We start from the raw sequence: 14,843 nt of genomic DNA, 5'->3' as shown, positions 1-14,843 counted from the left end.
AGCGTTCATCCTGAGCCAGGATCAAACTCTCCAATAAAGTTAGTTTGTCTAGCATCTAAAATAAAAATTGACGTTTCACGTTGTTTGTTTCGTTTAGTTTTCAAAGTTCAACATCGCGTTTCAGCGACTTTTATAATTTAACACTTCTCGTTAAATCTGTCAACAGCTTTTTTCTTTCGTTGCTGACGACGCTTATTAATTTACCATATTAATCATTTAATAGTCAACACTTTTTAAAAAAATGCCAAAATAATTTTATCTTGGCATGATATAAAGCTTAATAATCACTAATGCTGCCACACCCGGTAAGCCTAACAAACTCGTTATTGCTGCTGTCCCCATGTTAATCGGGATATGAAAATCAAAATATGTCCCTACAACATTTACGATAAAAAGCAATGCTATTCCTAAAGTAACATGAAAAATCACCTTACCTATAAAACGTAACGGCTTAGAGGCAACACCAAAAACAAGAAAAATAAATACTAAAGTAAGAATGCCAACAATAATAATTGTAGAATTCATTTTTTCCTCCTTATGAATGACCTATACATCTATTTGTATGGGACAAGACAATAAAAAAGAACAGTTATCATATGCAGCATCTCTTTTATATAAACTAAATAAAACAATACCTCAGCATTAAAAAAACAAAATAAAAAGGCCTGCTTAGAAAGCAGAACCTTTTACCATTGTTCCATTTTTACAGGACGACGCTTTGCTTCTTTCAACAAAAAGAAATATTTCGCCTCTGCTATTTTCAAAGAACAAATGACATCTTGAGACGGTTCTACACTTTGTTCGACCATTCTCTTCTGACGTAACCACTCATTCTTCACTTTTTCCAAAAGTACAATTAACTTATCGTCATACTCTTTACGCAATTTACCCTTTTTTTGAAAGAACATTTTCGTTTCTCCTCTTATACTTCTCTGCGACCTTCTAACGCTTTGGATAATGTCACTTCATCTGCATATTCTAAATCTCCACCAACTGGCAGACCATGTGCAATACGAGTTACTTTAATGCCTGTAGGTTTTAAGAGGCGGGAGATATACATCGCTGTAGCTTCCCCTTCAATATTAGGGTTTGTTGCTAATATCACTTCTTGTACCGTTTCATCATGTAGTCGCTTTAAGAGTTGCGGGATATTAATGTCTTCCGGTCCAATTCCCTCCATAGGAGAAATCGCACCACGTAACACATGATATACACCTTGATACTCTTTCATTTTTTCCATCGCGATTACATCTTTCGGTTCTTGTACGACACAAACAACTGATTGATCTCGATGTGAATCATTACAAATATAACAAGGATCACGATCAGTAATATGTCCGCATACAGAACAGTACGCTAAATCTCGCTTCGCATTTACAAGTGCTTTCGCGAAACCTAACACATCATCTTCTTTCATATCTAATACGAAAAATGCCAATCGAACCGCTGTTTTCGGTCCGATACCTGGCAACTTCATAAAACTATCGATTAGTTTTGATATTGGTTCTGGATAATGCATGTATCAATATCCTCCTAGAACATTCCACCTGGTAAGTTTAAGCCTTTTGTAAATTTACCCATTGTAGAGTTTGAAAGCTCATCAGCCTTTTTAAGTGCATCATTTGTTGCAGCTAATACTAAGTCTTGTAGCATTTCGATATCTTCTGGATCTACAACTTCTTCTTTAATCTTCACTTCAAGAATTTGCTTGTGACCATTTGCGATAACTGTAATCATTCCGCCGCCAGCTGTACCTTCAACTGTTTTTTCACCAAGCTCTTCTTGTGCTTTCGCCATGTCCTTTTGCATCTTTTGCATTTGTTTCATCATGTTATTCATATTTCCCATTCCGCCACGCATCATAATTAATTCCTCCTAATTATTATTACTCTTTTATTTCAATGAGTTCTTGCCCTACTAATTTCACTGCCTCTTCTATAAGAGGATCTTCCTTTTTCTCTGGGCTTTCTTCAGACTCTCCACCTTCACGTTGTAAAAAGTCTTCACGGATTTTACCCCATTCACTTTTTGGAATGGCAATCATATTTAACCTTTTACTTAGCAATTCAAATAAAGCTTGTTCTACTGTATCCATAGCTTCTCGATTTTCGCTCGCCATCTTACAGTGAATCTCATATTGAAATGCTAAAACGTAAGTGTCATCTGAAGCTGCCACTGGTTCGCTATTTTCTAGTAAAACAGCAAACGCTACTTTGTTATATGATTTGAGTCTTCCTAACAACTCACCCCATACAGCTTTTAATTGTTCTAAATCTTGACGCTTCGCTTGTTTTAATACTTCATTTACACGTCCGACAGGAATCTTCATACTTCCTGTTCTTACCGGCTTTGGTGTTGCACGTGTCTCTCTTACTTCCTGTTGTACACCAGCTGGCACACCGTTCTTTTTAACTTGCTCTAACTCTTTCTCCAGTTGCTGCATCCTGTTCATAATTGCTTGCAAACGATCTGTACCATTTGCTTGCATCATAAACTGTTGACACAATTGCACCATAACAACTTCTAAGAAAATACGCGGATGATTTGTCCACTTCATTTCCTGTTGTCCCTTACTAAGGGTATGAATAATCTCATAGATCACTTCCGGTTGCATTTCTTCACTCAACTTGCGGAATTGATCATCTACAATTACTCGTTCCAACATATGTTCTAGTTGCGGTGAAGTCTGATATAAAAGCATATCACGATAATAGTAAATGAAATCCTCCATAAAACGAACTGGATCCTTCCCTTTACTCATCATTTCATCTATGATTTGCAATGCTCTTGATACATCATTTTCACGTATGCATTCTACTAAATTGCCTAAGTATTGCTGAGAAACAGATCCTGTTACGGCCAATACATCTTCTGTCGTAACGGTCTCATCACTATAAGATATAGCCTGATCAATAAGACTAAGTGCGTCACGCATACCACCTTCAGCAGCACGCGCAACAATTTGTAATGCCTCATCTTCCACTTGCGTACCTTCATTTGTCACGACCGTTGATAATCTCTCAACAATATCATTCACTGATATTTTTCGGAATTCAAAACGCTGACAACGTGAAATAATTGTAGGCGGGATCTTATGAGGTTCTGTTGTCGCCAAAATAAAGATAACATGTCCTGGCGGCTCTTCTAAGGTTTTTAAAAGCGCATTGAATGCACCCATAGAAAGCATGTGAACTTCATCAATAATGTATACTTTATATTCTACAGCACTTGGAGCATATTTTACTTTATCTCTAATATCTCGAATTTCATCTACACCGTTATTTGAAGCCGCATCAATTTCTAATACATCTGAAATGGATCCTTGTGTAATTCCTAAACAAGAAGGACATTCATTACAAGGTTCAGCTACCGGAGCATGTTCACAGTTAATTGCTTTTGCAAATACTTTTGCAATTGTCGTTTTTCCTGTTCCCCTCGGGCCAGAAAATAAATAAGCATGTGAAACTTTCTCTTGAAGAAGGGCATTTTGCAACGTTTTTGTCACGTGCTTTTGACCGACTACATCTTCGAACTTTTGCGGTCTCCATGTTCGGTATAACGCTTGGTATGACACGAAAATACGGCCTCCCTCAAAGGTTATTATCTCATTTATTATAACCCATTCTGTTTATAGATTCCAAAAGTTATTTTCTATACAAAAAACTCACCTTTGTATTAAGGTGAGTTTTGTATACATATATAACTGCCGTGCACCCTCCGTCGATTACGTACCATAAGCGTTACTCAAGCAGTTAGCTCGGTTCAGGCACTCCTGCGGCACACGAGAAGACCCGCTTATTGCTGCTTCCTTCCGGACCTGACAAGGTTCACGGGGTCCCGTTGCGCAGGACCCAAACGTCAACACCACTTACTTAAGGCAGACCTTACAGCAACATAACCTCGAGAGGGGATTCGGCCTCGCTAGAGCGGATTGCGAGTATAGGGCACCGCTACCTCCCCGCTTAGCACGGCAAAGTTAAAACCAATATTCGGTTGCCTTCATTAAAGGCATTATCAGTATAACTTGTTTCTTTATAAAATGCAAATACGTTAGTTCCCAGTATTCTTCTCTAATTTTTTTATTGCTTTTCTTTTTTTACGAAGCTCTCTAAAAAAGCTTGTTAACAACGTACCGCATTCTTCCTCTAGTACACCAGATACTACTTCACATTGATGATTGAAGCGTTCATCCGTTAAAAGATTCATCAATGTCCCTGCACATCCGCCCTTCGGATCACTTGCACCATATACAACTCGCTTCACTCGTGATAAAACAATTCCACCTGCACACATTGGACAAGGTTCTAATGTTACATACAATGTTGCATCTTCTAAACGCCATGTCCCTAATTTTTTACACGCCTCATCTATCGCTAGCAACTCAGCATGAGCTATTGATCTCTGCTCAGTTTCCCTTAAATTATGGGCAACACTAATTACCTCACCATCTAACACTATAACTGCTCCAATTGGTACTTCCTGTATTTCCTCTGCCTTTTTAGCTTCTTCTATCGCTAATTGCATAAAATAAATATCTTGATCTTGTTCCATAACATAGTCCTTTCATTACAAATAAAGTACACTTATTTCCATTTACTACACAGGGGATAACTTTTACAAATTCAATCCACCCTAAAAGAAAAAAGAGAGGGGATTACATATGAAAAATACCGCCTTGCTCATTATCGATATGATTAATGACTTTCAATTTTCCCACGGACCCATTCTAGCTAAAAAATGTGAAATTATAACAAACCCTATTTTACAATTAAAGAAAAAAATGAAATCCTTCGGCTGTCCTATAATTTACGTTAATGACCATTATCAACTGTGGAGATCTGATATCGACCAACTTATTACTCATTGTACAAATGAATATAGCGAAAACATAATCCATAAGATTGCTCCAAGTTCTGATGATTACATTTTTATTAAACCACATTATTCCGCTTTTTATGAAACACCTTTAAATTCATTACTAGGTTATTTAAAAATAGAAAATCTAATATTAACAGGGGTTGCCGGAAATATATGTATTCTATTTACAGCTAATGATGCTCATATGAGAAATTATACATTGTATGTACCAGAGGATTGTATCGCCTCTAACAACGACCAAGATAATATACATGCTTTAAAAATAATGGAAACTACATTGAAAGCAGCTATAACATCATCAACCAAAATAAAATTTAATTAATACATATATCTATTTTCTAACTTTTTATATCAAATTAACCCGCTCGCTTCCCTCTTGTGCTACAATAATTCTGTTTTGTGTTTTTAGTAGTCACGGTAAATCACTGATTGAAAGGAGGAAACAGCGTGACCGGAGTACCATTTATCACGGTTGAAGGACCAATTGGTGTTGGAAAAACTTCACTTGCGAAGGAAATTTCAACTCACATGCAACTCCACTTACTAAAAGAGATTGTTGATGAAAATCCCTTTTTAGGAAAGTTCTATGAAGACATCGACGAATGGAGTTTTCAAACAGAGATGTTCTTTCTTTGTAATAGATACAAACAATTAGAAGACATTAACATAAAGTATTTGAATCAAAGGAAACCAGTAGTAGCGGATTACCATATCTTTAAAAATTTAATTTTTGCATCCCGCACATTAAAAGACTCCCAATATGACAAATACATGCAAATTTATCGTATCCTTACACAAGATATGCCTGTGCCAAATGTCATTGTTTATTTAACAGCTAGCCTAGAAACATTGCAAAAACGAATCGCCATGCGCGGAAGAGAATTTGAAAAAAACATGGATCCAAATTACTTACTACAGCTCACAAAAGATTATGAAACAGCAATGGATGCTTTTAAAAAAGATCATCCGGAAATACCAGTATTGAAATTTAATGGAGACGATATGGATTTTGTAAAAAATCCTGATGATTTAAACGTCATCCTATCTGCCCTTCAAAATACTCTCTTAAAGGAGTCGAAATAATAATGAATTTAAGGCAAAAATATGATATACCCAATGACGCAGTAATCACTATCGCCGGAACGGTAGGTGTGGGTAAATCAACTATGACAACTGCATTAGCTAATGCTTTAGGTTATCGCACATCATTTGAAAAAGTAGATTCCAATCCATATTTGGACAAGTTCTATGCGGACTTCACTCGCTGGAGCTTCCACCTACAAGTGTACTTTTTAGCAGAACGATTTAAGGAACAAAAAAGAATTTTTGAATATGGTGGCGGTTTTGTTCAAGATCGTTCCATTTACGAAGACACTGGAATTTTCGCAAAGATGCATCATGAAAAAGGAACAATGACGGAAACTGATTATGAAACATACAAAGGTTTATTTGACGCTATGGTCATGACTCCTTACTTCCCTCATCCAGACTTATTAATTTACTTAGAAGGTTCTTTCGATGATATTGTCGATCGTATTCAAGAACGCGGGCGCCCAATGGAACAGCAAACACCAATTGAGTACTGGAAAGAAATGCATGGACGTTATGAAAACTGGATTAACAACTTTAATTCATGCCCTGTATTACGCTTAAATATTAATGAGTACGATATTTTAAAAGATGGTGATTCAATCGAACCAATCATTAAAAAAATTGGCCATTTTTTAAAACAAACACGTAAACTTGTAAAATAAAAAACCCGTGCATATGCACGGGTTTTCCTATTAAATTACTTCTTCTTTGTTGGAGCAATAATTTCACTCTCAGGTTTTCCTGCGTTAATGCGCTGACGAACAGTACTTGTACTAATATCGTATGCTTCAGCAATCTCTTTAACAGTCATTTCTTTCCCGTTAATTACTGCCGTTAATACTTTACCTGTACGTTTTGGAGCCGCCGCTTTCTTTACAGCTGCTTTTTTAACTTGTTTTGGCGCCTCTACTTTACTCGTAGCTTGTTTTACATCACAAGTACAACCACAAAGTTTACGGAATGTATCATCACTAATAATGCGTGATACGTTTGCACCACTGTTTAAAATTCTATTGTTCTTACAGACAGGACATTGTACATAATATAAAGTTTTTCCATCTAAAGGAAACGTTTGTATAATAAGATCCATGTTGACTCCTTTCATATCTATGAAGATAATCATCGGAATATGAGTGTGTAATAAGGACAAAATTACCTTACACCATACTTTATGATTGGTTTTAAAATAAAAACTCGTTACGTGTTGGTAACGAGTTCTCCAATCTCCACTTATATGCGCTGTTGTCAATTATATCTGGAGGAGGTAGAGGGATTCGAACCCCCGCGCGACTCTCGCCGCCTGTCGGTTTTCAAGACCGATCCCTTCAGCCAGACTTGGGTATACCTCCATATTGACATCAAATATAATATCAAAAGAAAAACAGTTAGTCAACCCTACTAAAATAAATTATGAGGAAAGGAAAATTTCACTTTCCCCTTCCTACATTACAGTACTGACAACGCTCATAATTACCAATCACTCATACCGATGAATGTTTAAATTTACTTAATAACTGTTTTTCCTCCCATATAAGGGCGAAGAACTTCTGGAATTATAATTGTACCATCTTCTTGTTGGTAGTTCTCTAAAATAGCTGCAACCGTACGTCCGATTGCAAGACCAGATCCATTTAATGTATGAACATGTTCTGGTTTTCCATTTGGCTCACGGCGGAAACGGATATTTGCACGTCTCGCTTGGAAAGCTTCAAAATTACTACAAGAAGAAATTTCACGATATGTGCCATAGCTTGGAATCCATACTTCAATATCGTATTTCTTCGCTGCTGTAAATCCTAAATCGCCTGTGCACATGCTCATAACGCGATATGGCAACTCTAATAATTGTAACACGCGTTCTGCATCATTTGTTAATTTTTCTAATTCTTCATAAGAATCTTCTGGTTTTACGAACTTCACAAGCTCTACTTTATTGAACTGATGCTGGCGAATTAAACCACGTGTATCACGACCAGCTGAACCTGCTTCAGAACGGAAGCAAGAGCTAAATGCAGCATATCTTATAGGCAATTGCTCTTTATTTAAAATCTCATCACGATGCATATTCGTTACAGGTACTTCAGCTGTTGGAATTAAGAAGTAATCTTCACTTTCAATACGGAATGCATCTTCTTCAAACTTTGGAAGTTGTCCTGTTCCCGTCATACTTGCACGGTTTACCATATATGGAGGTAATACTTCTTCATATCCATGCTCATCAGTATGAAGATCAAGCATAAAGCTAATTAAAGCACGCTCTAATCTTGCACCAGCACCTTTGTAAAATACGAAGCGGCTTCCTGTTACTTTCCCAGCGCGTTCAAAATCTAAAATTCCTAAATCAGTAGCAAGATCCCAATGTGGTTTTGGCTCAAAAGTAAATTCTTTCACTTCTCCCCAAGTACGTGCTACTACATTATCATCCTCTGTTTCACCAACTGGAGCAGATTCATGAGGGATATTTGGAATAGATAACATTAATCTTTCTAAGTCTTCTTCAACTGTACGAAGTTCGTTATCAAGATCCTTTACTTTTTCTCCAACCTCACGCATTTCTAAAATTAGAGCCTCTGCATCTTTCTTTTCGCGCTTTAATACAGAAATTTGTTGAGATACTTCGTTACGTTTACTTTTTAATTCTTCTGTCTGAACAAGTAGTTCTCTTCTTCTCGTATCAAGTTCTTCAAAACGGCCGAAATCAGTTAAATCTTCGCCTCTATGCTGTAATTTCGCTTTTACTTCTTCAAAGTTTGTACGTAAAAATTTAATATCAAGCATTATATACTCCTCCTTTTATTTTATAAAACACAAAAAACTCCCGTCCCTATATAAAGGGACGGGAGTTAACCCGCGTTGCCACCCTAGTTGAAAGCATTACCGCTTTCCTCTCAAGTAGAAATAACGGCTCTTCACCGGGAATGCTTACTAATCCAAAAGATATTCCACATTCCATTCCAGGATGGATTCACAAACTGTTTCTATCGATTTCCACCAACCATCGACTCTCTATAAGAAACGACATTTGTTACTATTTCCTATCAACACGCTTATTTTATAAAATTGTTACCATCAATTTACTATAATCTTATACAAGTTGCAAGTTACTTATACAACTTTTTTCATTTTCGCTTCTTTTACCATTTCAACAAAGTATGCTGTCACACGATGATCATCTGTTAATTCCGGATGGAATGAAGCAGCTAAAAACTGATCTTGTCTTACCGCTACCATTCGGTCACCATGCTTAGAAAGCACTTCAACATTATCAGCTACTTCTACAACATACGGCGCACGGATAAATACACCAATGAAGTCTTCACCCACGCCTTCAATTGAAAGCGCAGCTTCAAAACTATCCTTTTGGCGTCCGAACGCATTGCGCTCAACTGTAATATCCATAGCACCAATATGTGCTTCTTCATAGCCAATAAGTGTTTTCGCAAGAAGAATCATCCCTGCACATGTACCAAACATTGGTTTACCAGACTTTGCAAATGTACGAAGTGGTTCCATGAAAGCATACTTATCAATAAGACGGCGCATTGTTGTACTTTCACCGCCTGGTAAAATAAGACCATCAATCTCTTCAAGTTGCTCTATACGCTTTACAACAACAGCTTCTGCACCACTTGCTTCAACTGATTTTACATGCTCACGAACTGCACCTTGAAGACCTAGTACACCGATTTTCACCATTTTAAAGTTCTCCTTTAATTACCATCCACGCTCTTGCATGCGTTGTTCTGGTAATAACGTTGAAATTTCGACACCCTTCATTGCATTACCTAATCCTTTAGAAAGGCTTGCAATTAGTTCGTAATCTTCATAATGAGTCGTTGCTTCAACGATTGCACGTGCAAATTTCTCTGGGTTTTCTGATTTGAAGATACCAGATCCAACAAATACCCCATCAGCACCAAGTTGCATCATTAATGCTGCATCTGCTGGTGTTGCTACACCACCTGCCGCAAAGTTTACAACTGGTAAGCGACCAAGACGTTTAATTTCAAGTAATACTTCGTAAGGAGCGCCAGTATTTTTTGCATATGTCATTAACTCATCTTCACGTAGACTCGCAACTTGACGGATTTCTGCATTGACTTGGCGCATATGACGCACTGCCTCTACAATGTTTCCTGTTCCTGGTTCACCTTTTGTACGAAGCATAGATGCACCTTCTGCAATACGACGTGCAGCTTCTCCGATATCACGGCAACCACATACAAATGGAACTGTGTAATCACGTTTATTTAAATGGTATACTTCATCAGCAGGAGTTAATACTTCACTCTCATCGATATAGTCTACCCCTAATGATTCTAATACACGTGCTTCTACAAGGTGACCGATACGGCATTTTGCCATAACCGGAATTGACACCGCACCCATAACTTCTTCAACAATTGTTGGGTCTGCCATACGAGAAACGCCACCTGCTGCACGAATATCTGCTGGTACACGCTCTAATGCCATAACGGCAACTGCGCCTGCCTCTTCTGCAATTTTTGCTTGTTCAGCGTTAACTACGTCCATAATAACGCCGCCTTTTTGCATTTCTGCCATTCCACGTTTTACACGTTCTGTCCCTGTTACATTTGTCATGTACAAAAACCCCCCTAGGTGAATTGCTTTCCCCCGTTAAAGGCGAAAATTAAGAATACTCTTACATTCTACCACTAACTATCAGATGCTTGTCTACTACTTTTTCATAAAGTCGGTATGAAAAATAGGAATAAAAAAAAGCTCCTATCATGAGGAGCTTTTAAAACCAACCTTTTACTGTATCAACAGCACTATTCCACATGCCACTAAAGAATGAACCAATTCCGCGCATAGCACGAGTAAACCAGTTTGCTTCTTCTACTTCAGATGTTGTTACAAGATCCACTTGCAGTGACTTACCAGTTAAAAATCCAGGGTCGTTTGTATCTTTTGGCGTAATTACCATTTGACCAAGCGCAGCTCCCTTTTTAATAGGTGCTTCTTGTCCCTTGCTTGATTCTTTTAATTCCGTTTTATAAACATCTTTACTTCCTTTTGGCACTGGAAGTGAAATAGCTTGTTTCGTTTGAACTGCTACATCTTTATCTTTCGCATTTTCTACTCGTACTGTTTCTTGTCCTTTTACTGAAGAACCTTTTTTATACATTTGTTTTACTTCAAAGTTAGCAAATCCATAATCATATAGCTTCTTTGTTTCATCAAAACGTGCTGTATGAGAACTTGTTTTAATAACTACAGAAATAAAACGCATTCCGTTTCTTTCAACCGTACCAGTGAAGCAATCTCCTGCCTCTGGAGTTGAGCCTGTTTTTAGGCCGTCTACGCCATCATATTCTTTAACTAAGCCCTTTAACATCCAGTTCCAGTTCGACATTGCAAACTTCTCTTTTTCTGGACGGAATTCTTTTTTAGGGATTTTTGCTGTATCTAACACTTTTGGATAATCTTTAATTAAATGTTGTGCTAAAGTTGCAACATCCTTTGCAGACATTTTATTTTCTTCATCCGCTGTTGTTCCTTCAGGATGCATTCCCTTTAAATCTTTATTCGTTAAACCTGTAGAATTGACAAATTTATAATTTTTCAACCCTAGTTCTTTCGATTTATCATTCATCATTTTTACGAAGTCTACTTCTTTACCTGCAATTGCTTCTGCTAATGCAATTGTTGCACCATTTGCAGAAAAGATTGCCATTGCCTCGTATAACTCTTTTACTGTATAAGAGCCACCATTTTCTAATGCAACATTTGATAATGAAGCATCTTGTGAAACCTTATATGCATATTCAGAAACCTTAATTTTCTGGTCCCACTTAAGTTTTCCTTTATCCACTGCTTCGTGAACTAAATATTCACTCATCATCTTTGTCATACTAGCAATGGATAATAATTCATCTGCATTCTTTTGATATAAAATTTTCCCAGAATTCGCTTCTACTAAAATTGCCGCACCTGCTTCAATGTTTAAAGCGGCTCCTGTTTCAGCTGATGCATTGCTATATGGCATAAAAATGCTACAAGCTAGTGTAAGCACTGTTACCAAAGCAATGAATCTTTTGCAAAACATACCTTTCACTTTTGCTACCCCCAATATCTATGTACTCACATAACCGTTATTCTAACATAATCAAAAAAAAATAGACAGAGATATCAAATCTCTGTCTATTTGTATATAAGACATTATAATGAGTAGTTTGGAGCCTCTTTTGTAATTTGTACGTGATGAGGATGACTTTCACGTAAGCCAGCACCTGACATACGAATGAATTGTGCGTTTTCGCGTAAGAATTCTAAATCCTGTGCTCCGCAATATCCCATACCTGCACGTAAGCCACCAACTAATTGGTGAACTGTATCTGCTAAAGGTCCTTTATATGGTACTCGTCCTTCAATACCTTCTGGGACAAGTTTTTTATTGCCTTCTTGGAAGTAACGATCTTTACTTCCTTTTTCCATCGCACCGACAGAACCCATACCACGATACACTTTAAATTGACGACCTTGGTAAATTTCAGTTTCTCCAGGGCTTTCTGCAACACCTGCAAACATGCTACCTAGCATAACAACATGTGCTCCTGCCGCTAAGGCTTTCACCATATCACCAGAGTACTTAATACCGCCATCAGCAATAACTGGAATGCCGTGTTTACGAGCTTCTGTTGCACAATCATAAACCGCAGTTAATTGTGGTACACCAACACCGGCTACAACGCGTGTTGTACAAATAGAACCAGGTCCAATACCAACTTTAACTACGTTTGCACCAGCTTCAATTAGTGCTTTCGTTGCTTCAGCAGTAGCAACATTTCCAGCGATAATATTTAGTGATGGATATTTAGCACGAACTTCTTTTACCTTATCAATAACACCTTTAGAATGCCCATGTGCTGTATCAAGTACAATTGCATCTACACTAGCTTTTACCAATGCATCGATGCGAAGCATAGCATCCGCTGTTACACCAACTGCTGCTCCAACTAATAAGCGTCCTTGCTTATCTTTAGCAGAGTTTGGGAATTCAATTACTTTTTCAATATCTTTTATTGTAATAAGCCCTTGTAATACACCGTTATTATCAACAAGAGGGAGTTTTTCAATTTTATACTTTTGTAGGATCTTTTCAGCTTCTTCCAGTGTAGTACCAACTGGAGCTGTAATTAATTGTTCTTTTGTCATTACGTCAGAAATTTTGATTGAGTAGTCTTGGATGAAGCGCATATCACGGTTTGTAATAATACCAACTAATTTTCGCTCATCTAAATTATTTACAACCGGTACACCTGAGATACGATATTTTCCCATAAGATGTTCTGCATCATATACTTGATGTTCTGGAGTTAAGAAGAAAGGATCTGAAATAACGCCGCTTTCAGAGCGCTTTACTTTATCAACTTGCTCTGCTTGTTGCTCAATAGACATATTCTTATGAATAATTCCTAAACCACCCTGGCGAGCCATTGCAATAGCCATGTCAGCTTCTGTTACTGTATCCATTCCTGCACTAATTAACGGGATGTTTAGCTGTAAGCTTTCAGATAAAACTGTTTTAACACTTACTTCTCTTGGTAATATATCTGACCTAGCTGGTACAAGTAATACATCATCAAAAGTCAAACCTTCTTTAACAAATTTAGATTCCCACATAATTGTTCCCCCTATGATACCAGAAATTATTATTAGTAGCTTATCAATTGGTTAAAATACTGTCAAGGACGTATATATATGTTAGAATTTTTAGACAATAAAAGGAGCGTAATATATGCATCAAACATCTTGTACTTGGCAGCAGTTAAGTTTCTTTTTTTCATCTCAAAACGTACAACGTTATCTTGCCCGTTGTTACGAAAAATCCTCTATTCAGGATGCCGAAAAAAAAAGTTTTGAAAATTGTTATCCCTTTATTTATTACTTAGAACACGGAAAAAATTATTATGAATTATATAAGACAGCTCCATTTTCCATTCAACCAATGTTGTTATTTTATGGAATTAGTCAACTTTTTAAAGCATGCCTACTAACTATTGACCCTAACTATCCTGAATCCACTACTGTTTTAGCTCATGGCGTTACAACTCGCAAACGAAAAAAACAAGGGTATCAATTTTTAGAAGATGAGGTGAAGGTACAAAAAAACGGATTATTTACTCATGTTGCAGAACAACTGTTTCACATGAAACACTTAGAAGCAGAAAAATTTAACATGTTAGAATTAATGGGAAATATTCCAGAATTACAAAATTTATTTCGTTATAGTCAAAAAGGATCAACTTTATATAAAATCGATTCAACAATTAAAAATGAGCTCTCCTTTTCAGTCAACCTACTAGATCGATTACATATGACTAAAGAGAGATTTTCTCGTTACATTGAAACATCTTGTAAGCATTTATCAATACAGCACGTACCTGAGAAGACTAATCAATCGAATTTACTTTTTACAGCGCCCATTCAATCATGGAATCCTATGTATAGTACTCCTTTATACTATGAACATCTTACTAATACTTATTATTTGCCACTTACGACTGATCCTAGAAATCCTAAGCCAATATTACCTGAACTCCTCATTCATTATTTATTGCTCTATAATTTAAGCATGATTTCTAGGTATGAAACAGATTGGTGGTATGACTTACTTGGCAGTTATAGTTCTGAAGATTATCCATTTATTTATCAATTTCTAAGTATTTCTGCTCAAAAAATCCCTTACTATATTTCAAATTTTTTATTAATGGAACCAAATCTATTTCATGGGAAATAAAAAAACACAAGTCAAATGACTTGTGTTTTTAGTTGCTTGGCGACGTCCTACTCTCACAGGGACAAGGTCCCAACTACCATCGGCGCTAGAGAGCTTAACTTCCGTGTTC

The 14,843-nt window shown here is 36.9% G+C and carries 16 protein-coding genes, 1 tRNA gene, 1 other RNA gene and 1 other annotated feature; of the genes, 4 read left to right on the top strand and 14 right to left on the bottom strand.

Annotated features, from left to right (window positions below):
* Window positions 1-255: 255 nt before the first annotated feature.
* The 7 genes from ACTFR8_RS30085 to tadA all read right to left on the bottom strand — a co-directional run bounded on the left by ACTFR8_RS30085 (window position 256) and on the right by tadA (window position 4,551).
* The gene (locus tag ACTFR8_RS30085) at window positions 256-525 is read right to left on the bottom strand and encodes a pro-sigmaK processing inhibitor BofA family protein (protein WP_001089273.1); all 270 of its coding nucleotides are present in this window, start codon (window positions 523-525) and stop codon (window positions 256-258) included.
* Window positions 526-686: 161 nt separating this feature from the next.
* The gene (locus tag ACTFR8_RS30080) at window positions 687-908 is read right to left on the bottom strand and encodes a YaaL family protein (RefSeq protein WP_000466019.1); all 222 of its coding nucleotides are present in this window, start codon (window positions 906-908) and stop codon (window positions 687-689) included.
* A 14-nt stretch (window positions 909-922) separates the two neighbouring features.
* On the bottom strand, window positions 923-1,519 hold the full coding sequence (gene recR, locus ACTFR8_RS30075; protein WP_000559169.1) for a recombination protein RecR: 597 nt from the start codon (window positions 1,517-1,519) through the stop codon (window positions 923-925).
* Window positions 1,520-1,533: 14 nt separating this feature from the next.
* Entirely contained in the window at window positions 1,534-1,860 is a 327-nt protein-coding gene (locus ACTFR8_RS30070; protein WP_014894853.1) for a YbaB/EbfC family nucleoid-associated protein, read from the bottom strand.
* Window positions 1,861-1,885: 25 nt separating this feature from the next.
* A complete protein-coding gene (gene dnaX / locus ACTFR8_RS30065) occupies window positions 1,886-3,574 on the bottom strand; it encodes a DNA polymerase III subunit gamma/tau (protein WP_000121575.1) in 1,689 nt (562 codons plus the stop codon).
* Window positions 3,575-3,706: 132 nt separating this feature from the next.
* An RNA gene (gene ffs / locus ACTFR8_RS30060) (signal recognition particle sRNA large type) lies at window positions 3,707-3,971 on the bottom strand.
* A 79-nt stretch (window positions 3,972-4,050) separates the two neighbouring features.
* On the bottom strand, window positions 4,051-4,551 hold the full coding sequence (tadA, locus tag ACTFR8_RS30055) for a tRNA adenosine(34) deaminase TadA (RefSeq protein WP_000434332.1): 501 nt from the start codon (window positions 4,549-4,551) through the stop codon (window positions 4,051-4,053).
* Between the two features lie 109 nt (window positions 4,552-4,660).
* Between tadA and ACTFR8_RS30050 the strand changes: the two genes are divergently transcribed.
* The 3 genes from ACTFR8_RS30050 (at window position 4,661) to ACTFR8_RS30040 (ending at window position 6,632) form a co-directional block, all read left to right on the top strand.
* On the top strand, window positions 4,661-5,200 hold the full coding sequence (locus ACTFR8_RS30050) for an isochorismatase family cysteine hydrolase (protein WP_070183480.1): 540 nt from the start codon (window positions 4,661-4,663) through the stop codon (window positions 5,198-5,200).
* Between the two features lie 125 nt (window positions 5,201-5,325).
* On the top strand, window positions 5,326-5,961 hold the full coding sequence (locus ACTFR8_RS30045) for a deoxynucleoside kinase (protein ID WP_000148218.1): 636 nt from the start codon (window positions 5,326-5,328) through the stop codon (window positions 5,959-5,961).
* 2 nt (window positions 5,962-5,963) lie between these two features.
* Window positions 5,964-6,632 carry a deoxynucleoside kinase gene (locus tag ACTFR8_RS30040; RefSeq protein WP_001053585.1) on the top strand — a complete coding sequence of 223 codons (669 nt, stop codon included), beginning with the start codon at window positions 5,964-5,966 and terminating at the stop codon, window positions 6,630-6,632.
* Between the two features lie 35 nt (window positions 6,633-6,667).
* Here the strand turns inward: ACTFR8_RS30040 and ACTFR8_RS30035 are convergent, their stop codons facing one another.
* From ACTFR8_RS30035 to guaB, 7 genes are all read right to left on the bottom strand, one after another.
* On the bottom strand, window positions 6,668-7,060 hold the full coding sequence (locus tag ACTFR8_RS30035; RefSeq protein WP_000364196.1) for a DUF3797 domain-containing protein: 393 nt from the start codon (window positions 7,058-7,060) through the stop codon (window positions 6,668-6,670).
* Between the two features lie 166 nt (window positions 7,061-7,226).
* A tRNA-Ser gene (locus ACTFR8_RS30030) sits at window positions 7,227-7,319 on the bottom strand.
* Between the two features lie 154 nt (window positions 7,320-7,473).
* Complete coding sequence (serS, locus tag ACTFR8_RS30025) at window positions 7,474-8,748, bottom strand: serine--tRNA ligase (protein ID WP_000884186.1); 1,275 nt, start codon at window positions 8,746-8,748, stop codon at window positions 7,474-7,476.
* Between the two features lie 51 nt (window positions 8,749-8,799).
* Window positions 8,800-9,021 (bottom strand) — a binding site (T-box leader).
* Window positions 9,022-9,075: 54 nt separating this feature from the next.
* Window positions 9,076-9,666 carry a pyridoxal 5'-phosphate synthase glutaminase subunit PdxT gene (pdxT, locus tag ACTFR8_RS30020; RefSeq protein WP_000238783.1) on the bottom strand — a complete coding sequence of 197 codons (591 nt, stop codon included), beginning with the start codon at window positions 9,664-9,666 and terminating at the stop codon, window positions 9,076-9,078.
* An 18-nt stretch (window positions 9,667-9,684) separates the two neighbouring features.
* A complete protein-coding gene (gene pdxS, locus ACTFR8_RS30015; RefSeq protein WP_000186165.1) occupies window positions 9,685-10,572 on the bottom strand; it encodes a pyridoxal 5'-phosphate synthase lyase subunit PdxS in 888 nt (295 codons plus the stop codon).
* A gap of 160 nt (window positions 10,573-10,732) precedes the next feature.
* Complete coding sequence (dacA, locus tag ACTFR8_RS30010) at window positions 10,733-12,040, bottom strand: D-alanyl-D-alanine carboxypeptidase DacA (protein ID WP_125653127.1); 1,308 nt, start codon at window positions 12,038-12,040, stop codon at window positions 10,733-10,735.
* Window positions 12,041-12,153: 113 nt separating this feature from the next.
* Complete coding sequence (guaB, locus tag ACTFR8_RS30005) at window positions 12,154-13,617, bottom strand: IMP dehydrogenase (protein WP_000264088.1); 1,464 nt, start codon at window positions 13,615-13,617, stop codon at window positions 12,154-12,156.
* A 115-nt stretch (window positions 13,618-13,732) separates the two neighbouring features.
* Here guaB and ACTFR8_RS30000 point away from each other — a divergent pair, with 115 nt between their 5' ends.
* On the top strand, window positions 13,733-14,734 hold the full coding sequence (locus ACTFR8_RS30000; RefSeq protein ID WP_000554291.1) for a YaaC family protein: 1,002 nt from the start codon (window positions 13,733-13,735) through the stop codon (window positions 14,732-14,734).
* The last annotated feature ends 109 nt before the right edge of the window (window positions 14,735-14,843 follow it).

The organism is Bacillus cereus group sp. MYBK15-3 (genome assembly GCF_051916765.1).
Lineage (GTDB): Bacteria > Bacillota > Bacilli > Bacillales > Bacillaceae_G > Bacillus_A > Bacillus_A cereus.
Note: the sequence above shows the minus strand (reverse complement) of the source record. Positions and strands in the feature narration are given on the sequence as shown.

What these genes read in the sequence shown, in the direction of transcription:
- ACTFR8_RS30085 (WP_001089273.1), bottom strand. Translation starts at nt 525, where the DNA reads ATGAATTCTACAATTATTATTGTTGGCATTCTTACTTTAGTATTTATT.
- ACTFR8_RS30080 (WP_000466019.1), bottom strand. Translation starts at nt 908, where the DNA reads ATGTTCTTTCAAAAAAAGGGTAAATTGCGTAAAGAGTATGACGATAAG.
- recR (WP_000559169.1), bottom strand. Translation starts at nt 1,519, where the DNA reads ATGCATTATCCAGAACCAATATCAAAACTAATCGATAGTTTTATGAAG.
- ACTFR8_RS30070 (WP_014894853.1), bottom strand. Translation starts at nt 1,860, where the DNA reads ATGCGTGGCGGAATGGGAAATATGAATAACATGATGAAACAAATGCAA.
- tadA (WP_000434332.1), bottom strand. Translation starts at nt 4,551, where the DNA reads ATGGAACAAGATCAAGATATTTATTTTATGCAATTAGCGATAGAAGAA.
- ACTFR8_RS30050 (WP_070183480.1), top strand. Translation starts at nt 4,661, where the DNA reads ATGAAAAATACCGCCTTGCTCATTATCGATATGATTAATGACTTTCAA.
- ACTFR8_RS30040 (WP_001053585.1), top strand. Translation starts at nt 5,964, where the DNA reads ATGAATTTAAGGCAAAAATATGATATACCCAATGACGCAGTAATCACT.
- ACTFR8_RS30035 (WP_000364196.1), bottom strand. Translation starts at nt 7,060, where the DNA reads ATGGATCTTATTATACAAACGTTTCCTTTAGATGGAAAAACTTTATAT.
- serS (WP_000884186.1), bottom strand. Translation starts at nt 8,748, where the DNA reads ATGCTTGATATTAAATTTTTACGTACAAACTTTGAAGAAGTAAAAGCG.
- pdxT (WP_000238783.1), bottom strand. Translation starts at nt 9,666, where the DNA reads ATGGTGAAAATCGGTGTACTAGGTCTTCAAGGTGCAGTTCGTGAGCAT.
- pdxS (WP_000186165.1), bottom strand. Translation starts at nt 10,572, where the DNA reads ATGACAAATGTAACAGGGACAGAACGTGTAAAACGTGGAATGGCAGAA.
- dacA (WP_125653127.1), bottom strand. Translation starts at nt 12,040, where the DNA reads ATGTTTTGCAAAAGATTCATTGCTTTGGTAACAGTGCTTACACTAGCT.
- guaB (WP_000264088.1), bottom strand. Translation starts at nt 13,617, where the DNA reads ATGTGGGAATCTAAATTTGTTAAAGAAGGTTTGACTTTTGATGATGTA.
- ACTFR8_RS30000 (WP_000554291.1), top strand. Translation starts at nt 13,733, where the DNA reads ATGCATCAAACATCTTGTACTTGGCAGCAGTTAAGTTTCTTTTTTTCA.